We start from the raw sequence: 25,371 nt of genomic DNA on the forward strand, positions 1-25,371 counted from the left end.
ATGACCAGACGGAGCCTTCTCGTCGGCGCCACCGCTGTGGCCGCCGCCGCGGCCACCGGCACACCCGCCTCCGCCGACCCCACCGGCAGCCAAGTCCCCTGCATTTGGCGGGAGTTCGTCCGCACTCCCTTCGCCCACCCGCAGATCCCCTACGTCGGCCGGGCGGGCTGCCTGCGCGGGGCGGCGCGCTTCCCCCGCCGCCCCGTCGTGGCCGACGTGCGCGACTACGGCGCCGAGGAGGGCGGTTCGGCCGACTGTGCCCCCGCGATCAACCGTGCCGTCGCCGCCGCCGGGAGGGCCGGCGGCGGCACGGTCACCGTCCCGCCGGGGACCTTCCGCATCGACGGCCTCATCCACATCGGGTACGACAACGTCGTGCTGCGCGGCGCCGGGAGCGGCCGTACGACGCTGTACGCGACGAAAAGCCTCACCGAGCTGATCGGTGTCTACGGCTCCCGATACGGCGGCAGCAAGTCGGCCTGGTCCTGGGCGGGCGGTCTGATCTGGCTGGCCCCCCAGGCCCGTTGGGAGTCCCTGACCGCCGCCATCAGGGCCCAGGCCTGGCCCTTCGAGGGCTGGACCGGCAACAGGCGGGACGAGTGGGAGCCCCTGACGGCCGTGGAGCCCGCGCGGCAAGGGGACTGGACGGTGACGGTCGCCGACCCGTCACGGCTGCGCCCCGGCCGACTGGTCCTCCTGCGCATCGCCGACGACGCCGGCCACACCCTCCTCCAGCACATGTCGGGCGGCGGCCCCGGACCGGCGGCGTACTCCTGGCAGGACAAGACCAAGCTGCTGTCGTACGTCCCCTACGAGTGGCCGGTCCGGGTGGTCCGCGTGCGCGGCCGAAGGGTCACGCTGGAGCGCCCGCTCCCGCTGGACCTGCGTCCCGAATGGAATCCCCAATTCACCACCCACATAGGGGAGTTGACCGGCGCGGGCGTCGAAGGCCTCACCCTCGACGTCATGGAGACGCCCCAGTCGCCGCACCTCCTCGACAAGGGCTACAACGGCGTCGCGCTGCAGTGCGCGTACGACTGCTGGGTGGACGACGTGACCGTACGCAACGTCGACAACGGGTTCGGGCTGGTCGCCGCGTCCTCCTGCACCCTGCGCCGCACCAGGGTCGGCGGCCGAGGCGAACACCACCCCTACTTCTGCCGCGAGGGCTCGCACGACAACCTCATCGAGGACTTCACGATCGAACAGCGCACGGTCCCGGCCCCGGAGGGGACACAGCTGCACGGCATCAACGTCGAGGGACTGTCCTCCTACAACGTCTGGTCACGCGGCGACCTGCGGATGGGCACCTTCGACTCCCACCGGGGCCTGCCCTTCGCGAACGTCCGCACCGACATCACCCTCGACAACAACGGCCGCCACGGCGGCGACGCGAACGCCGGCCCCCTCTACGGCGCCCGCTTCACCCACTGGAACATCCGCGTGACGAACCGCAGGGCGGGCCTGGTGAAGATCGACGGACTCGCGCCGTACTCCGCGACCGTCGGCGTCAACGAGGTCACCGAGTTCGACCAGGTCGACGTACCGGACTTCACCGGGGACCTGCATACGCGACTGGAGCTGTATCCCACGACGAACGAGGTCCGGCCGCGGAACCTGTACGAGGCGCAGCGCGCGCTGTGACTCAGGCGCGGCGCAGGGTGTCGTAGCCGATGAAGTCGAACATGCGCCGACCGGGTTTCAGTGGGCGGGGCTCACCGGCGAACCGGTGGGCTCCGACGCCGTGGCCGAGGCTGGGGTCGGACACCCACAGCCGCTCGAAGTCCCGTTCCTCCAGCCAGGCGCAGATCTGGGGCACCAGGTCGGGCTCGAAGTGCCGGGTGCGGGTCCAGACGACCGTGCCGCCGGGCCGGCAGAGCTGTGTGAGGTGGTCGATCGTCCGCTCGACGTCGGCGTCGACCAGGTTGCCGAGGACGCCGCAGACGAGGACGAGATCGGCGGGCACGAGAGGGGCGTAGTGGTCCGTCATGGAGGCGTCCCCGGCGAGGACTTCGACGTCCGGCAGTCCCGCGGCCCGCGCGGCAGCCAGCGCCACCGCGACGTTCCGCCCGTCCAGTTCGACCAGCCGGGCCCGGACGTCGGCCCGTCGGGGGTGGTCGTGGAGTACACCGATCAGGTCGCGGCCCTGTCCGGCGCAGAGGCTGACCGCGGTGAGCGGGCCGGGCGGGGCCTCGTCGAGGGCGAGCCGGATGCGTTCCTGGACGAGGGCCAGGCGCCGGCCGAGGTAGGAGTCGGGTGAGTCGTACGCGGCGTGCCACTCATGCCAGTCCATGAGCCGGACGATATGGCCGCGGGCCCCGCAAGGGTGTCCTTGTCACACGTTCTTCGCATAACGCCCCGGGGTCACCCCCACCAACTTCCGGAAGTGCCGGGTGAGATGGGACTGGTCGAAGAACCCGGTGGCGGACGCGACCTCCCCCGGCGACCGCCCGTCGAGCAGGAGCCGACGGGCGCGGTCGACGCGGCGGGAGTTCAGGTACTGGTGCGGCGCGATGCCGTAGGCGGAGCTGAACGCCCGCACCAGATGCGCGGGATGGGCGTGCACGAGCCCGGCGGCCTCGTCCAGGGTGAGACCCTCGACGACCCGCTCGTCGAGAAGCTCGCGCAGGCGGCGCGCGAGGGCGGGATCGGGCCGGGGGGTGTCGGCACCGGCGCTCGGCCGCAGTTGGGAGCGCAGCCGCTCCCCGATGAAGGTCAGCCTGCTCTCGGCCTCCAGTTCGTCCCCGGCGTGCGCGAGCGCGGTGTGCAACTGCCCGACGCGCCGCCGCAGTACGGGATCGCGCAGGTCGGGCTGGTCGACGGCGGCCCCGATGAGGTCGTCGCGCAGGTGTGTGCCGTCGAGATAGAGGACACGCTTGCGGAAGCCGTGCGGGGTGGCGGGGGAGCCGTTGTGCGGCACGTGCGGCGGCAGGAGGGTGACCGTGTCGTGCGGGGTGCCGTGCTCATGCCGGTCGAGGTCGTACCGTACGGCGCCGTCGTCCACGATGAGCAGCGTCCACGCCTCGTGGACGTGCATCGGGTAGGCGTACTCGGTGAAGTGCGCGTGGAAGACCTCCACGACGCCGGGTATCCGGGGGCGCCAGGCGGAGACCTCCTGCCGGGGGCGCTGAGCGGCCATGCAAAGAACGTACAAGACGGGGCCGTACGACGGTCGGCAGTCTCGGTGCATGAGCACTGAACCGATGCGCTTCGACACCAAGATCGCCGTCCTGCTACGGGAGGACCTGGAGCCCTGGCAGCGGCTGAACGTGACCGCGTTCCTGGTCAGCGGCCTGGGGACGGCGGTTCCCGAGGTGATCGGCGAGCCCTACGAGGACGCGGACGGCGTCCGGTACCTGCCCATGTTCCGCCAGCCGGTACTGGTCTTCGAGGGTACGAAGGAGACGCTGACGGCGGCCCACGGGCGCGCGCTGTCCCGGGCCCTGCCGCGCTCGGTCTTCACCTCCGACCTGTTCGGCACGGGCAACGACCGCGACAACCGGGGCGCGGTGCGGGCCGTGGGGACGGGTGATCTGGACCTGGTGGGGATGGCGGTGCACGGCCCGAGGAACGCTGTGGACAAGGTGCTGAAAGGCGCGCGGATGCATCCGTGACCGAATCTGCACACTCAATGCGCAACCGCGGTACGAGTGAGTTCTGTTGATGCGGAGTTGTCCTGTTCGCGGCAGCCGGCGCAATGCCTGTCGGCTCCCTGTGGGGCGCTCGGTGTAGAGAAGCTGCCCCCAATTCGTGTGCATCTCCTCACGCTTCGGTGGCGGACCGTTTCAACTGCCCAGCTCCGGGCGCCTTCGCACTGGATGCCGAGCACGCTCCGTGATTTGATCCTGCGCACCGAGCCCCGCCTTCTGTCCCCCCGCGGGGCCGCTCCCCCCTCTGGCACATCCATGCGAAGGGCAGTTTCCCCATGAACTCCGCTCCCCAGGTTCAGACCGCCGAGCTCTCCGACGCCGACCTCGACGCCGTCTCCGGCGGTCTGGCCCCGCAGGTCTCCCTCACCGCCGGCTCCACGACGCTCAGCAGCGCCGACGCCCTGGCCGAGCTCGACACGCTCAAGGCGACGGCCCTGGGCACTCTCGGCGGCACCCTCGGCGCCCTCCCGCACCAGGTCGGCGTCAGCGCCAGCTTCTGATCGCCCGGCCGGCGACCTGACAGCGCCGGCACCGGTCGACAGCACGGCGGCAAGCCCTCCACCGGCGGACAACCGCAGGTGGGGGGCTTCGTCATGTCTTTTCCCACGTCCACACGGGTGGCGCCACGTGCGCCGCATTCGGGTGCTTGTGCGCACGTGGCGCTTCCCGCGCGGCGGCCGGGCGGCATACCTCCGGCAAGCACACACCTACCGAAGGAGACGTTTATGCGTGCACGTGCCGTGCTGGCCGCCCTCGCCCTCGCCGGGACAGTCCTGCTGGGAGGCGCGGCCCAGGCCCTCGCCGACGGCCAGGACGACTGGCCGACCAGCGACGTGGGCAAGGTCAACGGCGACCCCGACTTCGGCAAGTTCGAGGGGACTTTCAACTAGGCTTCCGCGCGCTGAGTGCCGGGCGTTGCTCGATTCCCCGCTTCGCGCCTTGATGTTCCCGGTGCGGGGCGGGGCTTTTCCGACGCCCTGCATGCCCGGGCGGCGGACACCTCACCCCGCCGCGACCTCGGCCCCGGCGGCAGTCGGCACTGTAGCCGTCGGCTCCGCCGCCGGAATGCGCCGCATAAGCGCGCCGTACCCAACAGCCGCCGCCGTGCCGACGACCGCGCACAGCCCCCACAGCCACTCGGCCCCGAACCGGTCGATGACCAGCCCGGACATCAGCGGAGCGACCAGCGCGGCGAGGGACCACGACAGCGTGTACACGCCCTGGTAGCGCCCCCGGCCGTGCACCGGCGACAGCCGTACGACCAGCCCCGTCTGCGTCGGCGCGTTGAGCATCTCGCCCAGCGTCCATACGCACACGGTGAGCGCGAAGACGCCGACCGACCCGGCGAAGGCGGTGAGCCCGAAGCCGTATCCGGCCAGCAGGGACGAGACCACGAGCAGCCGTCGGGGATCCCGGCGCTCGATGAACCGGGTGACGGGGATCTGCAGCGCGACGATCAGCACACCGTTGACGGCGATGGCCAAGCCGTAGTCGGCAGGAGTGAACCCGGCCTGCCCCATGGCGACGGGCAGCCCGACGGACCCCTGCTGAAAGACGAGCGCGACCAGGAAGGACAGCCCGACGACACTCATGTACCGCTTGTCGCGGACGACCGCACCAAGACCGACGGCGTCCTCCTTCGCCCCCTTGGAGACGCCGACCACCGGCCGTGACTCGGGCAGCTTCAGGAAGACGACGAGCGCACAGACGGCCGTCATCCCGGCCTCGATCAGAAACCCGGCGAGATAGCTGAACTCGGCGATGAAGCCCGCGGCCATGGAGGAGACGGCGAAGCCCAGGTTGATGGCCCAGTAGTTGAGGGAGAAGGCCCGCACCCGGTCCTCGGGCCGCACGATGTCGGCCATCATCGCCTGGACGGCGGGCCGGGAGGCGTTGGACGCCATGCCCACCAGGAACGCGACTCCGGCGATGGCGAAGGGATCGTGCACGAAGCCGAGGAGCGCGACGGAGGCGGCGGTCGACGACTGGGCGATCAGCAGGGTGGGCCGCCGCCCGAGCCGGTCGGCCATGACGCCGCCCCCGAGCGAGGAGACGACCCCGCCGAGCCCGTGCAGGGACGCGACGAGGCCGGCGTAGGAGGCGGAGTACCCACGATCGACGGTCAGGTACAGAGCCATGAAGGTGGCGACGAAAGCCCCGAGCCGGTTGACGAGGGTGCTGGTCCACAGCCACCAGAACTCGCGGGGCAGTCCGGACACGGTCTCCCGGGCGGCACGTCTCAGACCGGCGACTGACATCGAGAATCCCCCATGGACGTAAGTGGCGCAGACAGCAAGCACAACTTACGCAGGGGTTGAGGGGCCGGGCCACTCAATTAACAGATGCCGTCAACTGTCCGCCTGCTGGGCGGGCCTCCTGTGGCCCGAATGCGTGGATTACGCTCTGGGACATGGCCGACGCACCGTACAAGCTGATCCTCCTCCGCCACGGCGAGAGCGAGTGGAACGCGAAGAACCTGTTCACCGGCTGGGTGGACGTGAACCTGAACGAGAAGGGCGAGAAGGAGGCGGTCCGCGGTGGCGAGCTCCTGAAGGACGCCGACCTTCTCCCCGACGTGGTCCACACGTCCCTCCAGAAGCGCGCGATCCGCACGGCGCAGCTCGCGCTGGAGGCCGCGGACCGCCACTGGATCCCGGTCCACCGCAGCTGGCGTCTGAACGAGCGCCACTACGGCGCCCTCCAGGGCAAGGACAAGGCGCAGACCCTCGCGGAGTTCGGCGAGGAGCAGTTCATGCTGTGGCGCCGCTCGTACGACACCCCGCCGCCGCCGCTCGAGGACGGCACGGAGTTCTCGCAGAGCGACGACCCGCGCTACGCCTCCATCCCCCCGGAGCTCCGCCCCCGCACGGAGTGCCTGAAGGACGTCGTCGTCCGCATGCTCCCGTACTGGTACGACGGCATCGTCCCGGACCTCCTGGCCGGCCGCACGGTCCTCGTCGCCGCCCACGGCAACAGCCTCCGCGCCCTGGTCAAGCACCTGGACGGCATCTCGGACGCGGACATCGCGGGCCTGAACATCCCGACCGGCATCCCGCTCTCCTACGAGCTCGACGCCGACTTCAAGCCGGTCACCCCCGGCGGCAAGTACCTCGACCCTGAGGCGGCCGCGGCGGCCATCGAGGCGGTCAAGAACCAGGGCAAGAAGAAGTAACCCGCACTGATCAAGCCCCCTGCCCGCGCCTTCTCCGCCGGCGGGGGGCTTGTTGCTGCGCCGGGGCCGTCAGGGGAGCTTCCTCATCACCCGCAACCCGATCCAGTACGCGAGGACGGCCACCGCGAGGCTGATGAGCGCAGCGGCGGTGTACGGATACTCCCGGGTCAGATGCCTCGTCGTTTCAAGAGCGGGCTCGCGACTGAAGAAGAAGCCGGTTGTGGCCGCCAGGGCGGCGCCGGCCTTGTCCTTGGTCCACCGCGCCTTCGGGCCGGAGTCGCTTGTCACGAGACGGTTGTATCGGGGACAGGGGCGGGGCACAAGATCCCGCCAGCTACCTTGAGCCCATGACCGATGGAGGCAGACGCATCAAAGCGGTGGCCTGGGCTGTTGTCGGGTGGGCCCTGACGACGGTCGTGATCCGCTTCGTCGGCCTGGTCGACGAGGATTTCGAGAGCTGGCCGGTGTGTGCCGTTGTTGCCGCTGCTGCCCTCGCGACCGGGGAGCTGCCGGACCGCTGGCACCGGCGTCGGCGAAGGGCGAGGGAGCGCAGGTCTCCCGGCTCCGGGGCCCCCCGCGAGTAGTCGCGGCTTCTGTCACGCCTCCGGGCCCCAGTGTTCCGGCCCCACCCCCCGCCAGTCGATCCACGGCGACTGCGCCACGTCCGCGGGGTCGATTTCCAGACCGGCCCGGCGCAGGAACTCCGCGACATCCGCCACGTTGTACGCGAGCCCCAGGATCTCGCCGTCCACGCGGACCCGTCGGCCGCCCGTGGGCGACGGTGGATGCACGATCACGCGAATCGGTCCGGCCATGCCTTCAGGATCATCCGGGATGTCCGGGCCTGCACCCCAGCGTGTCATCGGGGGAGCCGTTCACTGGCGTTTTGCTGGGATCGTCCCAGGTCACGCAGTTCCCACCAGGCTGCGGGGCCGGGGCGCCGGTGCTGCCAGTAGGGGTGAAAGTACACCCGCGTCGACAGCCGGTGCAGGCGCCGGCGCAGCTCGGTGCCGCCGGGGTGCTCGGCGAGCCGGCGGTAGGTGGCACTCCAGTCCTGCTGCGCCTGGGCGAGGTCGTCGGGGAACGGTCGCATGGCCGAATTCAAGCATGTGTTCGATTTTCTGGGCCACCCCGGATCGCTGTCGGGTGGATGTAGGCGACTCGTCGGGGCTGTCGGGCGGATGTGGGTGGCGCGTCGGTGGGGGCTGACACCTTCCAGGGAAGGGGCCGGCCGGAGCTCGCCGGGCGGCCCGATCCCTGAGGAGCCACCATGAACACACCTGTCACGATCATCGGCGCCGGACTCGGCGGACTCACGCTCGCCCGCGTTCTGCACGTCCACGGCATACCGGCCACCGTCTACGAGGCCGAGGCCTCCCCGTCGGCGCGCGCACAGGGCGGGATGCTCGACATCCACGACTACAACGGGCAGCTCGCCCTTGAGGCCGCCGGTCTGATGGACGAGTTCCGCGCCATCGTCCTGGAGGGCCGCGAGGCGATGCGGGTCCTCGACACGGACGGAACCGTCCTGCTCGACAAGGAGGACGACGGCAACGGCGGACGCCCCGAGGCGATGCGCGGCGAGCTGCGGAAGATGCTGATCGACTCGCTGCCCGCCGGCACCGTCCGCTGGGGCCACAAGGTCAGCGGCACACGTGCCCTCGGCGACGGCCGCCACGAGGTCACCTTCGCCGACGGCACCACCCTCGTCACGAGCCTGCTGGTCGGCGCGGACGGCGCATGGTCACGGGTCCGGCCGTTGCTCTCCGACGCCACACCCGCGTACACCGGCACGTCGTTCGTCGAGACCTATCTGTACGAGGCCGACACCCGGCACCCCGCCGCCGCGAAGGCGGTCGGCGGCGGGATGATGATCGCGCCCTCGCCGGGCAGGGAGATCTTCGCCCACCGGGAGAGCGGCGACACCCTGCACATGTACGTGGCGCTGTCCAGGCCGCTGGACTGGTTCGCCGCCATCGACTTCACCGATGCAGCCGCGGCGACGGCACGGATCGCGGCGGAGTTCGAGGGCTGGGCGCCGGAGCTCACCGGGCTGATCACCGAGAGCGACACCGCGCCGGTCCTGCGTTCGATCCATGCCCTGCCGACCGGGCACCGCTGGGACCGGGTGCCGGGCGTGACCCTGCTCGGCGATGCCGCCCATCTCCAGGCCCCCAACGGCGAAGGCGCCAACCTCGCCATGCTCGACGGCGCCGAACTCGGCGAGGCCATCGCCGCGCACCCGGACGACATCGAGGCCGCGCTCGCCGAGTACGAGCAGGCGATGTTCCCCCGCAGCGCCGAGGCCGCCACTTTCGAAGGCGGTGAGATGCCCGGGATCGACTCCGAGGCCAACACCGCCCGCGATCTGATCGCCATGTTCACCCAGAAGGGCGAATGAGCCGCGCCTTCCTCCCGGCGGCCCCCGCCACCGCACCGGCCCCCTGCCCGCGTACTTTCGCGGGCAGGGGGCCGTTCGCAGTCGGCGCGCCGAGGTCAGACCGACAGCGGCACCGCATGCACCTCGTCCGCCTTGTGCCCCGACCGCTCGTGGATGCGCTGGACCGCCTCCGCCGACGGGGCCTCCGAGAGGCAGTAGACCGTGCCGGACTCGGGGTCCGCCCAGGCCCTTTCGAAGTGGACGCCCTCGTCCCCTTCTATGGCGAGGTCGGCCTGGTGGGCCTGTTGCAGCTGCTCGGCCGTGATGCCCTTCATCCCGTGGTGTACGTCCATGAACTGCGCCATGGCAGCGCACCTCCTTCCGATCCTTGCGACGGCGGCTTCTTCGCTCCTCTGCTTCCATGCTGCGCTCGTACACGGCCCGGGGCGACTCACGGCGAAGGGCCCCGGCACGATCACCGGGGCCCTTCACGTCGTACAGGTCGTACAAGATCAACCGGAGCGGTCAGCCGCACTGACAGGGATTGCCCGACTGGCACCCGCAGCCGCAGCCCGAGCCGCAGCCGCACGCGCCGAAGAGCGGGAGGCTCTTGATCTCGGCGGGGCGGTCCGTCTCGCGCTCCTGCGTCGGGTCGGGCGTGGTGGGGGCTTCGGCCATGGGTCCTCCTGGAGGCCTAGAGGCTGGTGCCTGTGCCCATTGCATGCCCGCTGTGCTGGGCGCATCAACGGCGCACTGTGGCGTCCACACGCCCCGCCGCCGGGGTTCACGCCCCCGGGATCCCCTTGGCGTTACGCCCCGTCGCCCCCGGTCACCGGCTGGATCTCCGGCTGGACGTCGCCCTGCAGATCGTCCGCGTGCTCACCCGTCACCAGGAACACCACACGCTTGGCGACGGCCACCGCGTGGTCGGCGTAGCGCTCGTAGTAGCGGCCGAGGAGGGTGACGTCCACCGCCGTCTCGATGCCGTGCTTCCAGCGGTCGTCCAGCAGGTGCTGGAAGAGCGTGCGGTGCAGCAGGTCCATCTCGTCGTCGTCGGACTCCATCTGCAGCGCCAGGTCGACGTCCTTGGTGACGATCACCTCGGCCGCCTTGGCCATCAGACGCTGCGCGAGCTGGCCCATCTCCAGGATGGTCGCGTGCAGGTCGTGCGGGATGGCACGCTCCGGGAAGCGGAGGCGGGCCAGCTTCGCCACGTGCTGCGCCAGGTCGCCCGAACGCTCCAGGTCGGCCGACATACGCAGCGAGGTGACGACGATACGGAGATCCGTGGCCACGGGCTGCTGACGGGCCAGCAGGGCTATGGCCCGGGCCTCGAGGTCGTGCTGGAGCTCGTCGACCCTCTTGTCGGCCTCGATGACGTTCTCGGCCAGCTTGAGGTCGGAGTCGAGGATGGCGGTCGTGGCGCGCCCGATCGCCGACCCGACCAGCCGGGCCATCTCCACCAGACCGTCGCCGATCGAATCCAGTTCCTCGTGGTACGCGTCCCGCATCAGGGATCCCTCTCTTACGTGTCCTTCGGGGCTGCCGGGGCAGGGGCCCGTGCGTCCGTCGGCCGAAACCGGCCGTCCGGAAACGTCGCTTCGCACCCCACGCTCCCACGTTCCGGCCCGTACGCGTCCGTTTCCGTCACCCCAAATGAACCATCACTGGCTCCAAGGTGAACTCTGGGCGACGAGTGTTCGAGCTCGCACCTTGACGGCTGTGGGGATGTCGTACCCCATGCCTAACCTGTTTGCATGGACGTGAACGCGGCGGTCGCCGCAGCGGCAGCGATCGCCGGGGTGCTCACCGGCGTGATCGCCATGCTGGCGTTCCGCTGGAGCGAGCGGGAGCAGAAGCGCCCCACCCGCACCTCCCTGCACACGGACCCGGTGCTTCCACCGGGCGTGGACACCGTCCTGTCCGTGCTCCGCTCCTCGGCGGTCGTCCTCGACGAGGCCGACGCGGTCGTCAAGGCCAGCTCCGCGGCGTACGCCCTGGGCCTGGTCCGCGGCGGCCGGCTCTCCGTGGAACCGATGCTCCAGATGGCCCGGGACACCCGGCGGGACGGGGAGATACGCCAGGTCGAGCTGGACCTGCCGCGCCGGGGCACCGGGCGGGGCGGCGACGCGCTCGCCGTCTCCGCGCGCGTGGCCCCGCTCGGCTCCCGGCTGGTGCTCCTGCTGGTCGAGGACCTCACCGAGGCCCGCCGCATCGAGGCGGTACGCCGCGACTTCGTGGCGAACGTGAGCCACGAGCTGAAGACCCCCGTCGGCGCTCTCTCCCTCCTCTCCGAGGCCGTCATGGACGCCTCGGACGACCCGGAGGCGGTGGAGCGCTTCGCCGGCCGGATGCAGATCGAGGCCACCCGGCTCACCAGCCTGGTGCAGGAACTCATCGACCTCTCCCGAGTGCAGAACGACGACCCCCTCGAGGACGCCGAACCCGTCCGCGTGGACGAACTGGTCGCCGAGGCCATCGACCGCTGCCGCCACCAGGCCGGCACCAAGCAGATCACCATGGCCGCCGGCGGCACCGCCGACCTGTATGTCTGGGGCAACAGGGGTCAGCTGGCCGCCGCCCTGGGCAACCTTGTGGAGAACGCCGTCAACTACTCGCCCGCCCGCACCCGTGTGGGCATAGCCGCCCGCCGGGTGACCGCGCCCGGCGGTGACCACATCGAGGTCGCCGTGACCGACCAGGGCATCGGCATCTCCGACAAGGACAAGGAGCGCATCTTCGAGCGCTTCTACCGCGTGGACCCCGCCCGCTCCCGTGCCACCGGCGGCACGGGCCTGGGACTCGCGATCGTCAAGCACGTGGCCGCCTCGCACGGCGGGGAGGTCACGGTGTGGAGCTCCGAGGGTCAGGGCTCCACGTTCACCCTGAGGCTGCCGGAGGCGGGGGCTGCCCGCGACCGCGCGCACCACCACCCCGACCCGGACGATCTCGACGACGAGGCCGACCGAACCACCCCCCAGTCATCCCCGTACGAACCGCTTCCCGCCCCGGAGGTCCTTCCGTGACCCGAGTGCTCGTCGTCGAGGACGAGGAGTCCTTCTCCGACGCCCTGTCGTACATGCTCCGCAAGGAGGGCTTCGAGGTCGCGGTCGCGACCACGGGCCCCGACGGACTCGACGAGTTCGAGCGCAACGGCGCCGACCTCGTCCTCCTCGACCTGATGCTGCCCGGGCTGCCGGGCACCGAGGTGTGCCGTCAGCTGCGCGGCCGCTCGAACGTCCCCGTCATCATGGTGACCGCCAAGGACAGCGAGATCGACAAGGTCGTGGGCCTGGAGATAGGAGCCGATGACTACGTCACCAAGCCGTTCTCGTCCCGCGAACTGGTCGCCCGCATCCGGGCCGTCCTGCGCCGCCGCGGCGAGCCCGAGGAGGTCACCCCGGCCGCCCTGGAGGCAGGCCCGGTCCGCATGGACGTGGACCGCCATGTGGTCACGGTCTCCGGCTCCAAGGTCGACCTCCCCCTCAAGGAGTTCGACCTCCTGGAAATGCTGCTGCGCAACGCGGGCCGAGTCCTGACCCGCATGCAACTCATCGACCGCGTCTGGGGCGCCGACTACGTGGGCGACACCAAAACCCTCGACGTCCACGTCAAGCGCCTGCGAGCCAAGATCGAGCCGGACCCGGGCGCGCCGCGGTATCTGGTGACGGTTCGTGGTCTGGGTTACAAGTTCGAGCCGTAGGCCGTCCACCGGGCCTACGACGAAGGGCGGGACCTCCTGGAGAGGTCCCGCCCTTCGTCGTACTCGTACGCGTGCTCAGTGCCCGGCGGCCGGCTTCGACGCCGAGACGCTCGCGGAGGCCGCGTCGGTCGGGGTGGCCGAGGTGGCCGGCTTCGAGGCCGAGGTGGACGGGTTCGGGGACGCCGTCGTGCTCGTGCCCGGCTTGGGGGTGGGGGAGGCGGGGGCCGACGGGATCTCGCTCGGGCCCCAGGTCTTGAAGTAGCTCTGGGCCGGGACCACGAAGGCGCGCAGGCTCACATCGCCGGTCTTGCTGAAGGTGAAGGTGACCTGGCGGACGCTGCCGTCCTGGACCGCCTCGCGTCCGTTGGCCAGCACGGCGCTGGCGTTGCCCTTGCCGCCGATCACCAGGGAGCCGTGCGCCGGCACGACCAGCTTGCCGTTGCCCTTGGCCGGCTTGATCTCGGCGGTCGCGTTGACGTTCGGGAGGGTGATCGAGTCCACCGTCTGCGCGGTGCCACCGTTGTTGAAGAGGGTCGCCGAGATCACGGCCGGACCGGCCGCCCGGACGTCGGGCTGGGTGATGATCAGGGCGTTCTGCACCTTGATGGAGCCGACCTTGGTCGCCGCGTTGTCCGGCTTGATCTCCAGCGTCTGAGCGTCGCCGCCCGCGCCGCACGCGGCGAGCGAGGCGGTCGAGAACGCGATGGCGGCGGCGGCGAGGGCGCCGCGTCGAAGGCTGCTGCTCACGGCGGCGGCAACTCCTTGACTCGAGCGTGGCGACCCAAGAAGCCGCCCTAAGTGTCTGTCAGCGGCCTTAGGTTACCGAGCCGTCCCCGAGTCGCCGCACCCGACCCTCCCTCTGGCCCGGCGTGGCTCACCAGGGAGTAGTCCACAGGGGGTAGCCCACGCCCGTCCGGCATTCACATAAGTCCCTCCGGCATACCCCGTCCTTCGGGGCGCAAAATTTCCGTGAAGGAATGCGCTGCCGCCCCGGAATTGATCACGACACGGAACAAGCCACGGAACAAGCCACTGAACAACAGGCCACGTAGTCGGGTGTCCGTGATCAATTCCGGAATCGACGCGGAAGCGTCTCCTGGCACCGAACGGAGTAGCGGAAGTCGCACACTTGGAACCGGACATATGCGGACGTTACTCCTCTTGGAAGGGCCTCCGGATGTGTGTAACGTACGCGTTTCACCTCCCCCGGAGAGCCGCTCCGACCTGCGAATACCTGCTTCCGCCGAGGCCGCGCAGCACGTTCCTGTTGCTGTTGTCAAGCCCCGAGATATGCCCTGACCTGCGAAAACGCCATTCAGAACCCGCGGTTTCCGTGTTACCCTGGATAGCCACGGAAGGGGTACCTGTCACATGACGTTCAAGGTTGGCGACACCGTGGTCTATCCCCATCACGGGGCCGCGCTGATCGAGGCCATCGAAACTCGCCAGATCAAAGGCGTGGACAAGACCTACTTGGTGCTGAAGGTCGCCCAGGGTGACCTGACGGTGCGTGTGCCAGCGGACAATGCGGAGTTCGTCGGCGTACGTGATGTGGTCGGTCAGGACGGGCTGGACCGGGTCTTCGAGGTGCTGCGCGCGCCGTATGCCGAGGAGCCCACGAACTGGTCGCGTCGATACAAGGCAAACCTGGAGAAGCTCGCCTCCGGCGATGTCATCAAGGTCGCGGAAGTGGTGCGTGACCTGTGGCGTCGTGAGCGCGAGCGCGGACTGTCCGCGGGTGAGAAGCGGATGCTCGCCAAGGCCCGCCAGATCCTGGTGAGCGAGCTCGCCCTCGCGGAGAACACGAACGAGGACAAGGCCGAGGCCCTGCTCGACGAGGTTCTCGCGTCCTGAACCTGACAGCAGGCGCAAGCCCGCTTCAGCACTCAGTACATTGAAATGCCGCGGTGCCCGATGACGTATTTCCTGTCGCCGGGCGCTGCGGCATGTTCATATCCAGGCGCCTTGCGTACGTCGTCCCTGCCGGGGAGGTTCCCCCGCGATACTTGGCGTGCCGGGCCCGGGCAGCTGGCTCGACCGGTGTCACGGAAGGGTCCGGTCAAGGCGTCGCGCCCGGCACTTCCCAGGCCATACCCACGCAAGGCCAGCACACAAACCTGACAGGAACCGATGTCTGACGATTCGCGCCCTTCGCCCGCCGGAACCCGTACGGCCGCGGTGATTCCGGCCGCCGGACGGGGCGTACGCCTCGGTCCGGGCGCCCCCAAGGCACTCCGCGCGCTGGGCGGCACCCCCATGCTCATTCATGCCGTGCGTGCCATGGCCGCGTCCCGTGCGGTCTCCCTGGTCGTCGTCGTGGCGCCGCCCGACGGCGCGCCCGAGGTCAAGTCGCTTCTCGATGCCCATGCGCTGCCCGAGCGGACCGACTTCCTCGTCGTCCCGGGCGGCGACTCACGCCAGGAGTCCGTGAAACTCGGCCTCGACGCGCTGCCGCCCGGCTACGACATCGTGCTGGTGCACGACGCGGCACGCCCTCTGGTTCCGGTGGACACGGTGGACGCCGTGATCGAGGCCGTACGGGAGGGTGCGCCGGCCGTCGTGCCCGCGCTGCCCCTCGCCGACACCGTCAAGGAGGTCGAACCGGCGGCGGCCCCGGGCGAGCCGGAGCGGGTGGTGGCCACCCCGGAGCGCTCCCGCCTCCGCGCCGTGCAGACCCCGCAGGGGTTCGAACGGGCCACGCTCGTCCGCGCCCACGAGACCGTGACCGACGACGTCACCGACGACGCCGGCATGATCGAGCAGCTGGGGCTTGAAGTCGTCGTCGTGCCCGGCCACGAGGAGGCCTTCAAGGTCACGCGCCCGCTGGACCTGGTCCTGGCCGAGGCGGTCCTGGCCCGCAGGAGGCTGAACGATGGCTTCTGACTCCTTCGGCGGCCCGCTGCCCCAAGTCGGCATCGGCACCGACATCCACGCCTTCGAGGAGGGCCGCGAGCTGTGGTGCGCGGGCCTGAAGTGGGAGGGCGAGGGCCCCGGCCTTGCCGGCCACTCCGACGCGGACGTCGTCGCGCACGCCGCGTGCAACGCGCTCTTCTCCGCCGCCGGCCTGGGTGACCTCGGACAGCACTTCGGCACGGGCCGCCCCGAGTGGTCCGGAGCCTCCGGCGTCACCCTCCTCACGGAGGCCGCCCGCATCGTCCGCGAGGCGGGCTTCCGCATCGGCAACATCGCCGTACAGGTCGTGGGCCCCCGTCCGAAGATCGGCAAGCGCCGCGACGAGGCGCAGAAACTGCTCTCCGAGGCGGCGGGAGCACCGGTGTCGGTGTCGGGCGCCACCACGGACGGGCTCGGGTTCCCGGGCCGTGAAGAGGGCCTGATGGCGATCGCCACGGCACTGGTGGTGCGGGCCGACCGGGGGTGAACGTCACGAAACCGTCCCCCTTGAGCGGAAGGGTCGCAAGGCACTGCCCCGCGCCCACTACCCTGGAGTGGTGACCATTCGCCTGTACGACACCAACGCCCGGCAGATCCGTGACTTCGTCCCGCTCACAGCGGGCTGTGTCTCGATCTACCTCTGTGGTGCCACCGTGCAGGCGGCCCCGCACATCGGGCACATCCGCTCGGGCCTCAACTTCGACATCATGCGCCGCTGGTTCGAGTACCGCGGCTATGACGTGACGTTCATCAGGAACGTCACGGACATCGACGACAAGATCATCGCGAAGGCGGCCGAGCAGAACCGCCCCTGGTGGTCGATCGGTTACGACAACGAGCGCGCGTTCAACGACGGTTACACCGCGCTCGGCTGCCTCCCGCCGACGTACGAACCGCGGGCGACCGGCCATGTCACCGAGATGGTCGAGATGATGCAGGGCCTCATCGAGCGCGGACACGCCTACGAGGCCGACGGCAACGTCTACTTCGACGTGCGCTCCTTCCCGGGCTACCTGGAGCTGTCCCGGCAGGAACTCGACAACCTCCAGCAGCCCTCGGGCACCGGCGAGACCGGCAAGCGCGACCCGCGTGACTTCGCCATGTGGAAGTCCGCCAAGCCGGGCGAACCGACCTGGGCGACGCCCTGGGGCCGCGGCCGTCCCGGCTGGCACCTGGAGTGCTCGGCGATGGCGCACAAGTACCTGGGCACGGCCTTCGACATCCACGGCGGCGGCCTCGACCTGATCTTCCCGCACCACGAGAACGAGATCGCCCAGGCCAAGGCCTACGGCGACGACTTCGCGCAGTACTGGGTGCACAACGCCTGGGTGACCATGGCGGGCGACAAGATGTCGAAGTCGCTGGGCAACAGCGTCCTCGTCTCCGAGATGGTCAAGACGTGGCGCCCGATCGTGCTGCGCTACTACCTCGGCACCCCGCACTACCGCTCGATGATCGAGTACAGCGAGGAGTCGCTGCGCGAGGCCGAGTCGGCGTTCGCGCGCATCGAGGGCTTCGTGCAGCGGGTGGTGGAGAAGGCCGGCACCGTCGAGCCGTCCGCCGAGGTGCCGCCCGCCTTCGCCGAGGCGATGGACGACGACCTGGGCGTGCCGCAGGCCCTCGCCATCGTGCACACCACGGTCCGGCAGGGGAACTCGGCCCTCGCCGCCGACGACAAGGAAGCCGCCGTGGCCCGCCTCGCCGAGGTGCGCGCCATGCTCGGCGTCCTCGGACTCGACCCGCTCGACCCGCACTGGGCCGGTGAGGCCGACCGCGGCGAGGACCTGCACGGCGTGGTCGACAGCCTCGTACGCCTGGTCCTCGACCAGCGCGAGGCGGCCCGCGGCCGCAAGGACTGGGCCACCGCGGACGCCATCCGCGACCAGCTCAACCAGTCGGGTCTCGCCATCGAGGACGGCCCGCAGGGGCCGCGCTGGAGCCTCGGCCCGCGCTGACCCAGCAGCTGATCAGAAGATCGATTGTGCCGCCCGGCCGTGCGGGCGGCACACTGCATAGACGTACGAACGCACGCTTCACCCTTTTGAGAGCAGACAGGTAGGTCATGGCAGCCAACAACCGCCGCATGTCCGGCAAGAAGGGCGCGCAGGTCGGCAGTGGCGGCCAGCGGCGCAAGGGCCTGGAGGGCAAGGGCCCGACCCCGCCCGCTGAGATGCGCAAGGGGCACAAGAAGAACCGCATCGCGACCGCCAAGGCCAAGCAGACGCAGCGCCGTCCGGTGGCGCGCGGCCGCGGCGGCAAGTCGTCGTCCGAACTGGTCGTCGGCCGCAACCCGGTCGTCGAGGCACTGCGCGAGGGCGTGCCGGCCTCGACGCTCTACGTCCAGCAGTTCATCGACAACGACGAGCGCGTCCGCGAGGCCCTCCAGCTCGCCGCCGAGCGCGGCGGGATCAACCTGATGGAGGCCCCCCGCCCCGAGCTCGACCGCATGACGAACGGGCTCAACCACCAGGGCCTGGTCCTCCAGGTCCCGCCGTACGAGTACGCCCACCCGGAGGACCTGGCGAGCGCCGCCTACGACGAGGGCGAGGACCCGCTGATCGTCGCCCTGGACGGCGTGACCGACCCGCGCAACCTCGGCGCCGTCGTCCGCTCCGTCTCCGCCTTCGGCGGCCACGGCGTCGTCGTGCCCGAGCGGCGCGCGGCCGGCATGACCGCCGGTGCCTGGAAGACGTCGGCAGGTACGGCGGCCCGCACCCCCGTCGCCCGTGCCACCAACCTGACGCGCGCCCTGGAGGCGTACAAGAAGCAGGGCATCGTGGTCGTCGGCCTCGCCGCCGACGGCGAGCACGAGATCGGTGAACTTCAGGCCCTGGAGGGCCCCGTCGTCATCGTGGTCGGCAGCGAGGGCAAGGGCCTGTCCCGGCTCGTCGGCGAAACCTGTGACTTCCGGGTGCGGATTCCGATGCCGGGTGGGGCGGAGTCGCTGAATGCCGGTGTGGCTGCGGGGATCGTCTTGTATGAGGCGGCTCGGCGGCGGGTCTGACGGGAGTCGGCGCAGGCGGGCGGAGCCCGCCCGCCGGTGCGACTGGACACGCGTTCGCGCCATCACTCGTGCGGGTCAATCTGGGCGTCCCGGACAACGTTGACGCGATCCGGACACATCCGGCGGGTCAAAGCAGTGTCCTAACGACACGTCACTCGGTTAGATGAGTGTGGACACCAGAACACCCCGCACGCCCCCGGGGGACGGCCCATCGGGATTCGATGACGCTCCCGCGCTGAGCATGGTGAAGGTGCCGAGCGATCCGGCGCAGGTCATCGTCAATCATGCGAGCTTCCGTGTGCAGCTCGGCGCCTCGGCCCGCACCACCCGATCGCCGCGGATCGCACGGCACTTGACCGCCACCCAGGACGCCGCCCGCACGCCCGCCGTCGGCAGCGCCGCGGGCCGAGCCGGCGCGGGCGCCCGCCGTCGGCCGGTCGTCTGGAGCGGCAGGTCGGCCCCCGACGACACCGGTGCGCACCGGCTGCTCCAGGCCGTGCGCGGCGGCAGCGTCCGGCACGGCGACGAGCCGTCCGTCGACGCGGGAGCCACCCAGGTCATCCCGCGCGTGGAGGTCGGCGGCTACGACGAGGCCTACGACGAGCTGGAACAGACCGTAGAGACCCCGATCGTCGGCGCCCAGCGCGCCCGCCCCGTCGACGACATCGTCGGTACCCGCCTCCTCCCCGGCATGCGCTCGTCCGGCAGCACATACGACGAGGGACACGCCTACGGCGCCCAGGAGTTCGAGGACTTCGACGAGACCGGCGAGTTCGACGACTCGGACGAGTTCGACGACGGCGACGAGTTCGGCGAATTCGAGGAGGAGGACACCGACCGGCCCGCCAGGCGTCAGGGCGTCGACCCGGCACGGCACGCCTACTACCCGGGCCGCCGGATGAACCTCGGCGTCGTCCTGCTCCCCCTGCGCATCTTCCTCGGCTTCATCTCCATCTACGCCGGCATGGGCAAGCTGTGCGACCCCGTCTACTTCGACGGCGGCAAGCGCGGCTCCATGGTCAAGTGGCTCAACACCCTGCACCCCTGGGAAGTCGCCGAGCCGCTGCGGCAGTTCGCCCTGCAGCACCCCGTCGGCTCCGGCCTCGTCATCGCCTTCGCGCAGGTCCTCGTGGGCGTGCTCACGGTGCTGGGCTGCTGGCAGCGGGTCGCCGCCGTCTTCGGCGCACTGCTGTCGGCCGCGCTGATCGTCACCGTCAGCTGGAAGACCGTTCCCGCCTACGACGCCCCCGACATCATCTACCTCGCCGCCTGGTCCCCACTGATCATCGCCGGCGCCCCCGTCTACTCCGTCGACGGCCGCCTCGCCGGCAGCGCCTGGCGGCGCCTGGGGCCCTGCTCCGACATCTGGGACCTGCGCGCCTACGTCCTGCGCCGCGGCGCCCTCGTCACGGCGATCGTGACCGGCCTGACCCTGCTCGTCGGCTCGCTGCTCGGCGGTGCGGTCCGCGACGCCGACCGCGTGATCGTCCCCGGTCCCGGCGAGGCCCCGCGCAACGAACTGCCGGGATCCCCGCTCCCGCAGGAGCCGCACAAGCGGCACAGCCAGTCGCCCTCGGCCTCGAACACGCCGACCCACGGCGCCACCGCCGGTTCCACGCCTTCCCGCTCGGCCACCACACCGGGCGCCACCGCGACCGGCGGCACCCCCAGCCAGACCCAGGGCACCGCGGGCCGGACCCCGCCCCAGCACTCCTCACCCTCCGGTGGCGCCCCCAGCACCAGCTCCGGCCCCACCTCCGGCGGCGGAGAAGGCGGCACGGGCTCCGGCGGCACCTCCTCGGGCGACCCGGGCCTGGTGGGCGGCCTGCTGGGGTAGCCAGAGCCACTCAGCTTGGGTCCATACGAAAAGGTCCCGCACGAAAACGTGCGGGACCTTTTCAACATGCGGTGCTGTAGCGCCCGGAAGGGGCAAAGCGCTCGCGCTCTCACCGCCCCAGAGCGGCCAGCTCCTTCGCTGCCTCGGTCAGATCCTTCGCCGTATCAATGGCGCGCCAGTACGAACCCTGCGGGATGGTGAACCCGGCCAGCCGCCGCTCACGAGCCAAATGGGGAAACGTCGTCCGCTCGTGATCCCCCCGCTCCGGGAGCAGGCCGGCGAACTCGGAGGAGAAGACGTACACACCCGCGTTGATCTCGAACGTCGACGGCGGCGCCTCGATGAAGTCCGTGATGTGCCCGAAGCCGTCCGTCTTCACCGCGCCCCAGGGGATGCGCGGGCGGGCCAGGGCCAGCGTGGCGACCGCGTCGCGCTCCGTGTGGAAGTCCGCCATGTCCCGCAGCGAGAAGCGGGTCCAGATGTCGCCGTTGGTGGCGTACCAGGGCCGGTCCGGGTGCGGGAGATGGGCGGCGGCGTACCTCAGCCCGCCGCCGCGCCCGAGCGGCTCCGTCTCGACGACCGTCGTCACCTTCACCGGCAGATCTGCGGACTTCAGCCAGTCCTGCAGCACCTCGGCGAGATGGCCGCAGCTGACCACCACGTCGGTCACGCCCTCCTCCGCCAGCCAGGCAAGCTGATGGCCGATGATCGGAGTTCCCGTGCCGGGGATCTCGACCATCGGCTTGGGCCGGTCGTCGGTGTAGGGACGCAGCCGGGAACCCTGGCCACCGGCCAGGATGACGGCTTGAACGGGGCGGGACGCGGCGCTCGGATGGGTCATGACCGAACTGTACGGTGCGTCCCGCCCGCGTCCGGAGCCTGCAACCGTTCCTTAATCAGCCGTTACCCTCCTCCGAACTCTCCGCGATGTCCACGGCGGAGGAGGGACGGGTTCCGTCAGCTGAGCGCGGCCGCGACTCCCGAGGCGAAGGACGTGTCGCAGACCGGTCGGGCGTAGGACTGGGCGCGTGTGGGGCCGTACATGCGGACCGCGGCACGGCCCAGGGACCGGGCGATGGACACGCAGTGCTTGGCGAGCGAGGGGCGCTCGCTCACGGCCTGCTGGAGGTGCGTGAGGACCGTGCCCGGGTCCTCCTGCTGGAGCTCGCCCAGGAGCTTGTCGCGCAGCACGTCCTGTGGGGCGCGGTGGGCGGCCCTGGCGTCCGAGGTGATGTCGGACGCCTCCGAGGCGGTGAGGACCGAGTCCGAGGGGTTTCCCGTCCAGTTGACTCGGGTGACCGCGAGGGTCCCGGAAAGCACCAGGACGACGGGCAGGACAAGGGCGAGCGTGCGGCCGATCCGGCGGGCGGGGCCCCGGCCGCGTCGCGTCTGTTGGTTAGTGGAGTGCTTCACGCGAGTGAGAGTAGCGCCAGGTGATGATTTGGCGACATTTAGTAATCAGTTCGAGGGACGGAGAGCCGCCTCGAATCAGGCGTGAGGTTGACGCACGGTGCTCGAAATGACCGGTGTGCCGGGGTAAATATCGACGCCGAGAAGGGCCCCGCAGGCGTCTGCGGGGCCCTTCTTCGTCAACCTGGGTGAATTACCCGGGATGGGTGTTTCGGGAGTTGCCGATCGGCCGAGTGGCCTCAGTCGGTGAGACGCTCACCGGTGGAGGTCGAGAAGACGTGGGTCTCGCCCGGGCGGGGCACCACGTGCAGCGTCGAGCCCTTCTCCGGCACCCGGCGGCCCTCGACACGGACGACCAGGTCCTTGGTCTCGCCGCCGACCTCGGCGGTGCCGTAGACGTAGCCGTCGGCGCCGAGCTCCTCGACGACGTTCACGGAGACCGCGAGACCGGCCGGCTTGTCCTCGGTGTCCTTGGACAGGGCGGAGGCGGCGGCGCCGCCCTCCTCGACGATGTCGAAGTGCTCGGGACGGACGCCCACGGTGACCGTGCGGTCGCCCTTGTCGGAGGCGGCCTTCAGGGCGTCACGGTTGACCGGGACGACGCTGTTGCCGAACTTCACGCCGCCGTCGGTGATCGGCACCTCGACCAGGTTCATGGCGGGGGAGCCGATGAAGCCGGCGACGAAGAGGTTGGCGGGCTTGTCGTACATGTTGCGCGGCGAGTCGACCTGCTGGAGCAGACCGTCCTTGAGGACGGCCACGCGGTCGCCCATCGTCATGGCCTCGACCTGGTCGTGGGTGACGTAGACGGTGGTGATGCCGAGACGGCGCTGGAGCGAAGCGATCTGCGTGCGGGTGGACACACGGAGCTTGGCGTCCAGGTTCGACAGCGGCTCGTCCATGAGGAAGACCTGCGGCTCACGGACGATGGCGCGGCCCATCGCGACGCGCTGGCGCTGACCACCGGAGAGGGCCTTCGGCTTGCGGTCCAGGTACTCGGTGAGGTCGAGGATCTTCGCGGCCTCTTCGACCTTCTTGCGGATCTCCGCCTTGTTGACGCCGGCGATCTTGAGCGCGAAGCCCATGTTGTCGGCGACGGTCATGTGCGGGTACAGCGCGTAGTTCTGGAACACCATGGCGATGTCCCGGTCCTTGGGCGGCAGGTGCGTGACGTCGCGGTCACCGATGCGGATGGCGCCGGCGTTCACGTCCTCGAGCCCCGCGAGCATGCGGAGCGAGGTGGACTTGCCGCAGCCGGACGGACCGACGAGGACGAGGAACTCGCCGTCCCCGACTTCGATCTCCAGACCGTCGACGGCGGGCTTCTCGGTGCCCGGGTAGATCCGGGTCGCCTTGTCGAACGTAACAGTGGCCATGGTGATGGGCCCCCTTCTACCGGCAGGAACGTGCCGGACGATCCGTTGTAGGAAGGTGGTGTAGTCCACGAGAGCGGACTGGCTCAGGACGCTACCTGGCGTTCGCCCGATCTGTCAGTACCCCCGGGGCTGTGAACTTCGCGGAAATATTCGACAGGGGCGGGCCGGGACCTGGGTACACTGCACGGGCACGCACGCGTACCCGCGTGCAGGCCTCCTTAGCTCAGCTGGTCAGAGCGCCGCTCTTGTAAAGCGAAGGTCGTCGGTTCGAATCCGACAGGGGGCTCCGTGAACAGGGGCGGCCCGCCGGGCCGCCCCTCTGTGTTGCGTTCAACCGGCGAGCTCGTGCGGCGCGAGTTCGCTGGCGCGCTGCTCGCCGGCCACGGTGAGGATGACGTCCCGCAGCCGCTCGACGTACAGCCGCATGTTCTTGTACGCGATGTCGGTGTCGGGGTAGCGGCAGGTGAACCACAGGCCCTCGTGGAGCCGGTTCAGCCAGATGCACACCTGGTCGCCGTAGGACACCCGCACCAGCCCGTAGGCCGCCAGCTCGTCCCAGCGCTCGGCCCCGGGGATGCCCCGTGCGTCGACGAACGAGACGATCGAGTACAGGTCGGGCGAGGTCGGCCGGAAGTCCTCGCCGAGCAGCCGCAGTACGCGGGCGAGCGGCATGCGCGCGAGCGACCTGTTGGCCTGGAGTTCGGCGCGCACGGCGGTCAGCGCGGTGGGGAAGTCGGGCGCCTCGTCGATGGCGACCTCGATCGGGGCCCCGCCGACGTACCAGCCCACCGAGTTGGACCACTTGGACTTCACCCGGGTGTGGAAGGGCACGACGGCGCGGTAGACGGGCTGTTTGCCGATCTCGTGGACGATGAGGCTGGTGGCGGCCAGGACGCCGACGAGGCTGCCGCCGAAGGGCCGGCAGTACGACTCGAACGCCGCGGCGGCGTCCGCGTCGACCAGCATCTCGCGCATCAGCTTCTGCGTGGGCAGCTCGCCGCCGGGCTCAAGACCCAGGTCGACGGGGAAGCTGGGCAGCTTCCCGTCGCACCGCCGGATGAAGTCCCGCCAGCGCCCGACGATGGCGTGGGTGCCGTCGATCCGGTCCGCGTCCGCCCGCTCGATCTCGCAGAAGTCGACGTAGCTGCCGACCGGTGACTCCTCGACGGGGCGTCCCTCGGCGGCCGCCGTGTAGAGCTCGTTGATCTCGGCGGGCATCCGCTGGATGGAGTAGGAGTCGACATTGCTGTGGTCGAAGGCGATGTACAGGCTCGCGCCGTCCTCCCTGAGGACCGCCGCGTAGAGGAAGTTGGGCCAGCTCAGCGCGCTCGCGGAGGCGTCGAAGCGGTCCTGGAGGTGCTGCACGAGCCGCGCCGCGTCGGGGAAGTCGCCGACGTCCTCCCGCTGGAGGAACACGTCCTCGGTGTCGAGCGTGAAACGGCGCATCTCGTCGCCGTCCCAGCGGAATCCGCTGCGCAGCGTCTCGTGCCGGAGCGTCCAGCTGCGCAGGGCGTCCTGCAGCGCGTCGAGGTCGACCCTGCCCGGGATGTCGAATGCCGTACCGACCCAGGTCGGCACGAACAGGCCGCCCTCGTGCACCGATCGGGCGGTCCTGATGTGCGACTCCTGGACGTACGCCGGCGGCCGGGGGTCCTCCGGAAGGCCCGCCGCCACTGTGACGGTCGCCGGACTGAGCGCCCACTCGACGAGCCGTCCGGGCCGGACTTCGCAGCGCTGGATGTCGGTGATTCGCACGGGCGTCTCCTGTCGCAGTTGGAGCCCGAATCGGGCGGACCCGATCAAGGGAATGCCGCGACCGCGAAAGGAGATACCCGGAACATGGGGTGTTCCCACTTTTGAGTGGATTGAGTGATCGGCGGATGTGCGCCAATCGGTTGGCGGGACACCGCTATTCACCGGCCCGGGCATTTCAACATACGAACAAGT

At 70.3% G+C, this 25,371-nt stretch carries 29 protein-coding genes and 1 tRNA gene; 16 read left to right on the forward strand and 14 right to left on the reverse strand.

Annotated features, from left to right (window positions below):
- A complete protein-coding gene (locus tag ABT254_RS37445; protein ID WP_502972116.1) occupies positions 1–1,644 on the forward strand; it encodes a glycosyl hydrolase family 28-related protein in 1,644 nt (547 codons plus the stop codon).
- 1 nt (position 1,645) lies between these two features.
- Here ABT254_RS37445 and ABT254_RS37450 read toward each other — a convergent pair whose 3' ends face one another.
- On the reverse strand, positions 1,646–2,293 hold the full coding sequence (locus tag ABT254_RS37450) for an SAM-dependent methyltransferase (RefSeq protein WP_351480612.1): 648 nt from the start codon (positions 2,291–2,293) through the stop codon (positions 1,646–1,648).
- 42 nt (positions 2,294–2,335) lie between these two features.
- Positions 2,336–3,139 carry a helix-turn-helix transcriptional regulator gene (locus ABT254_RS37455; protein ID WP_351480615.1) on the reverse strand — a complete coding sequence of 268 codons (804 nt, stop codon included), beginning with the start codon at positions 3,137–3,139 and terminating at the stop codon, positions 2,336–2,338.
- On the opposite strand from ABT254_RS37455, the gene ABT254_RS37460 reads away from it, so the two are divergent.
- From ABT254_RS37460 to ABT254_RS37470, 3 genes are all read left to right on the forward strand, one after another.
- Positions 3,138–3,614, forward strand: a complete 477-nt coding sequence (locus ABT254_RS37460) for a DUF2000 family protein (RefSeq protein WP_450751697.1) — start codon at positions 3,138–3,140, stop codon at positions 3,612–3,614. The genes ABT254_RS37455 and ABT254_RS37460 overlap by 2 nt on opposite strands.
- Before the next feature lie 311 nt (positions 3,615–3,925).
- Positions 3,926–4,150, forward strand: coding sequence for a hypothetical protein (locus tag ABT254_RS37465; protein ID WP_351480621.1), 225 nt, complete (start codon positions 3,926–3,928; stop codon positions 4,148–4,150).
- Between the two features lie 225 nt (positions 4,151–4,375).
- A complete protein-coding gene (locus tag ABT254_RS37470) occupies positions 4,376–4,540 on the forward strand; it encodes a hypothetical protein (protein WP_351480624.1) in 165 nt (54 codons plus the stop codon).
- A 111-nt stretch (positions 4,541–4,651) separates the two neighbouring features.
- Here the strand turns inward: ABT254_RS37470 and ABT254_RS37475 are convergent, their stop codons facing one another.
- A complete protein-coding gene (locus tag ABT254_RS37475) occupies positions 4,652–5,908 on the reverse strand; it encodes an MDR family MFS transporter (RefSeq protein ID WP_351480627.1) in 1,257 nt (418 codons plus the stop codon).
- Between the two features lie 152 nt (positions 5,909–6,060).
- On the opposite strand from ABT254_RS37475, the gene ABT254_RS37480 reads away from it, so the two are divergent.
- A complete protein-coding gene (locus tag ABT254_RS37480) occupies positions 6,061–6,822 on the forward strand; it encodes a phosphoglyceromutase (protein WP_351480630.1) in 762 nt (253 codons plus the stop codon).
- 69 nt (positions 6,823–6,891) lie between these two features.
- Here the strand turns inward: ABT254_RS37480 and ABT254_RS37485 are convergent, their stop codons facing one another.
- A complete protein-coding gene (locus tag ABT254_RS37485; RefSeq protein ID WP_351480633.1) occupies positions 6,892–7,110 on the reverse strand; it encodes a hypothetical protein in 219 nt (72 codons plus the stop codon).
- A 59-nt stretch (positions 7,111–7,169) separates the two neighbouring features.
- Between ABT254_RS37485 and ABT254_RS37490 the strand changes: the two genes are divergently transcribed.
- Positions 7,170–7,406 (forward strand): hypothetical protein, encoded by a 237-nt coding sequence (locus ABT254_RS37490; RefSeq protein ID WP_351480635.1) that lies wholly within the window; start codon positions 7,170–7,172, stop codon positions 7,404–7,406.
- 12 nt (positions 7,407–7,418) lie between these two features.
- Here the strand turns inward: ABT254_RS37490 and ABT254_RS37495 are convergent, their stop codons facing one another.
- Both ABT254_RS37495 and ABT254_RS37500 read right to left on the reverse strand, forming a co-directional pair.
- A complete protein-coding gene (locus ABT254_RS37495; protein ID WP_351480637.1) occupies positions 7,419–7,637 on the reverse strand; it encodes a hypothetical protein in 219 nt (72 codons plus the stop codon).
- 44 nt (positions 7,638–7,681) lie between these two features.
- Positions 7,682–7,915, reverse strand: a complete 234-nt coding sequence (locus ABT254_RS37500; protein WP_351480640.1) for a DUF8825 domain-containing protein — start codon at positions 7,913–7,915, stop codon at positions 7,682–7,684.
- Positions 7,916–8,092: 177 nt separating this feature from the next.
- On the opposite strand from ABT254_RS37500, the gene ABT254_RS37505 reads away from it, so the two are divergent.
- On the forward strand, positions 8,093–9,223 hold the full coding sequence (locus ABT254_RS37505; RefSeq protein ID WP_351480643.1) for an FAD-dependent oxidoreductase: 1,131 nt from the start codon (positions 8,093–8,095) through the stop codon (positions 9,221–9,223).
- A gap of 95 nt (positions 9,224–9,318) precedes the next feature.
- Here the strand turns inward: ABT254_RS37505 and ABT254_RS37510 are convergent, their stop codons facing one another.
- From ABT254_RS37510 to phoU, 3 genes are all read right to left on the reverse strand, one after another.
- Complete coding sequence (locus ABT254_RS37510; protein ID WP_351480646.1) at positions 9,319–9,567, reverse strand: SCO4226 family nickel-binding protein; 249 nt, start codon at positions 9,565–9,567, stop codon at positions 9,319–9,321.
- 160 nt (positions 9,568–9,727) lie between these two features.
- On the reverse strand, positions 9,728–9,880 hold the full coding sequence (locus ABT254_RS37515) for a hypothetical protein (RefSeq protein ID WP_351480649.1): 153 nt from the start codon (positions 9,878–9,880) through the stop codon (positions 9,728–9,730).
- A 131-nt stretch (positions 9,881–10,011) separates the two neighbouring features.
- Positions 10,012–10,713: a phosphate signaling complex protein PhoU gene (phoU, locus tag ABT254_RS37520; RefSeq protein ID WP_351480652.1), complete on the reverse strand. Its 702-nt coding sequence runs from the start codon at positions 10,711–10,713 to the stop codon at positions 10,012–10,014.
- Between the two features lie 246 nt (positions 10,714–10,959).
- On the opposite strand from phoU, the gene phoR reads away from it, so the two are divergent.
- Together phoR and phoP are read left to right on the forward strand one after the other, a co-directional pair.
- On the forward strand, positions 10,960–12,228 hold the full coding sequence (gene phoR, locus ABT254_RS37525; protein WP_351480655.1) for a two-component system sensor histidine kinase PhoR: 1,269 nt from the start codon (positions 10,960–10,962) through the stop codon (positions 12,226–12,228).
- Between the two features lie 5 nt (positions 12,229–12,233).
- Positions 12,234–12,905 (forward strand): two-component system response regulator PhoP, encoded by a 672-nt coding sequence (gene phoP, locus ABT254_RS37530; protein ID WP_004000192.1) that lies wholly within the window; start codon positions 12,234–12,236, stop codon positions 12,903–12,905.
- Positions 12,906–12,980: 75 nt separating this feature from the next.
- Here the strand turns inward: phoP and ABT254_RS37535 are convergent, their stop codons facing one another.
- Positions 12,981–13,652, reverse strand: a complete 672-nt coding sequence (locus tag ABT254_RS37535) for a copper chaperone PCu(A)C domain-containing protein (RefSeq protein ID WP_351480657.1) — start codon at positions 13,650–13,652, stop codon at positions 12,981–12,983.
- A 624-nt stretch (positions 13,653–14,276) separates the two neighbouring features.
- On the opposite strand from ABT254_RS37535, the gene ABT254_RS37540 reads away from it, so the two are divergent.
- The 6 genes from ABT254_RS37540 (at position 14,277) to ABT254_RS37565 (ending at position 20,638) form a co-directional block, all read left to right on the forward strand.
- Positions 14,277–14,759 (forward strand): CarD family transcriptional regulator, encoded by a 483-nt coding sequence (locus tag ABT254_RS37540; protein WP_003953493.1) that lies wholly within the window; start codon positions 14,277–14,279, stop codon positions 14,757–14,759.
- A gap of 276 nt (positions 14,760–15,035) precedes the next feature.
- Positions 15,036–15,788, forward strand: coding sequence for a 2-C-methyl-D-erythritol 4-phosphate cytidylyltransferase (gene ispD / locus ABT254_RS37545; RefSeq protein WP_351480660.1), 753 nt, complete (start codon positions 15,036–15,038; stop codon positions 15,786–15,788).
- Entirely contained in the window at positions 15,778–16,284 is a 507-nt protein-coding gene (gene ispF, locus ABT254_RS37550; RefSeq protein WP_351480663.1) for a 2-C-methyl-D-erythritol 2,4-cyclodiphosphate synthase, read from the forward strand. The genes ispD and ispF overlap by 11 nt, the downstream gene beginning before the upstream one ends.
- 70 nt (positions 16,285–16,354) lie before the next feature.
- Complete coding sequence (cysS, locus tag ABT254_RS37555) at positions 16,355–17,752, forward strand: cysteine--tRNA ligase (protein WP_351480666.1); 1,398 nt, start codon at positions 16,355–16,357, stop codon at positions 17,750–17,752.
- 107 nt (positions 17,753–17,859) lie between these two features.
- Entirely contained in the window at positions 17,860–18,801 is a 942-nt protein-coding gene (rlmB, locus tag ABT254_RS37560) for a 23S rRNA (guanosine(2251)-2'-O)-methyltransferase RlmB (RefSeq protein ID WP_351480669.1), read from the forward strand.
- A gap of 163 nt (positions 18,802–18,964) precedes the next feature.
- Positions 18,965–20,638, forward strand: coding sequence for a DoxX family protein (locus tag ABT254_RS37565; RefSeq protein ID WP_351480672.1), 1,674 nt, complete (start codon positions 18,965–18,967; stop codon positions 20,636–20,638).
- A gap of 109 nt (positions 20,639–20,747) precedes the next feature.
- On the opposite strand, the gene ABT254_RS37570 is transcribed toward ABT254_RS37565, so the two are convergent.
- The 3 genes from ABT254_RS37570 to ABT254_RS37580 form a co-directional block, all read right to left on the reverse strand.
- Positions 20,748–21,479, reverse strand: coding sequence for a nucleotidyltransferase family protein (locus ABT254_RS37570; RefSeq protein ID WP_351480674.1), 732 nt, complete (start codon positions 21,477–21,479; stop codon positions 20,748–20,750).
- 116 nt (positions 21,480–21,595) lie between these two features.
- Entirely contained in the window at positions 21,596–22,051 is a 456-nt protein-coding gene (locus ABT254_RS37575; protein WP_351480676.1) for a hypothetical protein, read from the reverse strand.
- 236 nt (positions 22,052–22,287) lie between these two features.
- Positions 22,288–23,424 carry an ABC transporter ATP-binding protein gene (locus ABT254_RS37580; RefSeq protein ID WP_351480679.1) on the reverse strand — a complete coding sequence of 379 codons (1,137 nt, stop codon included), beginning with the start codon at positions 23,422–23,424 and terminating at the stop codon, positions 22,288–22,290.
- Positions 23,425–23,636: 212 nt separating this feature from the next.
- Here ABT254_RS37580 and ABT254_RS37585 point away from each other — a divergent pair.
- Positions 23,637–23,710 (forward strand) — tRNA-Thr (locus ABT254_RS37585).
- A 44-nt stretch (positions 23,711–23,754) separates the two neighbouring features.
- Here the strand turns inward: ABT254_RS37585 and ABT254_RS37590 are convergent.
- A complete protein-coding gene (locus tag ABT254_RS37590; protein ID WP_351480681.1) occupies positions 23,755–25,179 on the reverse strand; it encodes a condensation domain-containing protein in 1,425 nt (474 codons plus the stop codon).
- Positions 25,180–25,371: the final 192 nt, after the last annotated feature.

It is taken from the genome of Streptomyces sp. NPDC001137 (genome assembly GCF_040298885.1).
Classification (GTDB): Bacteria; Actinomycetota; Actinomycetes; order Streptomycetales; family Streptomycetaceae; genus Streptomyces.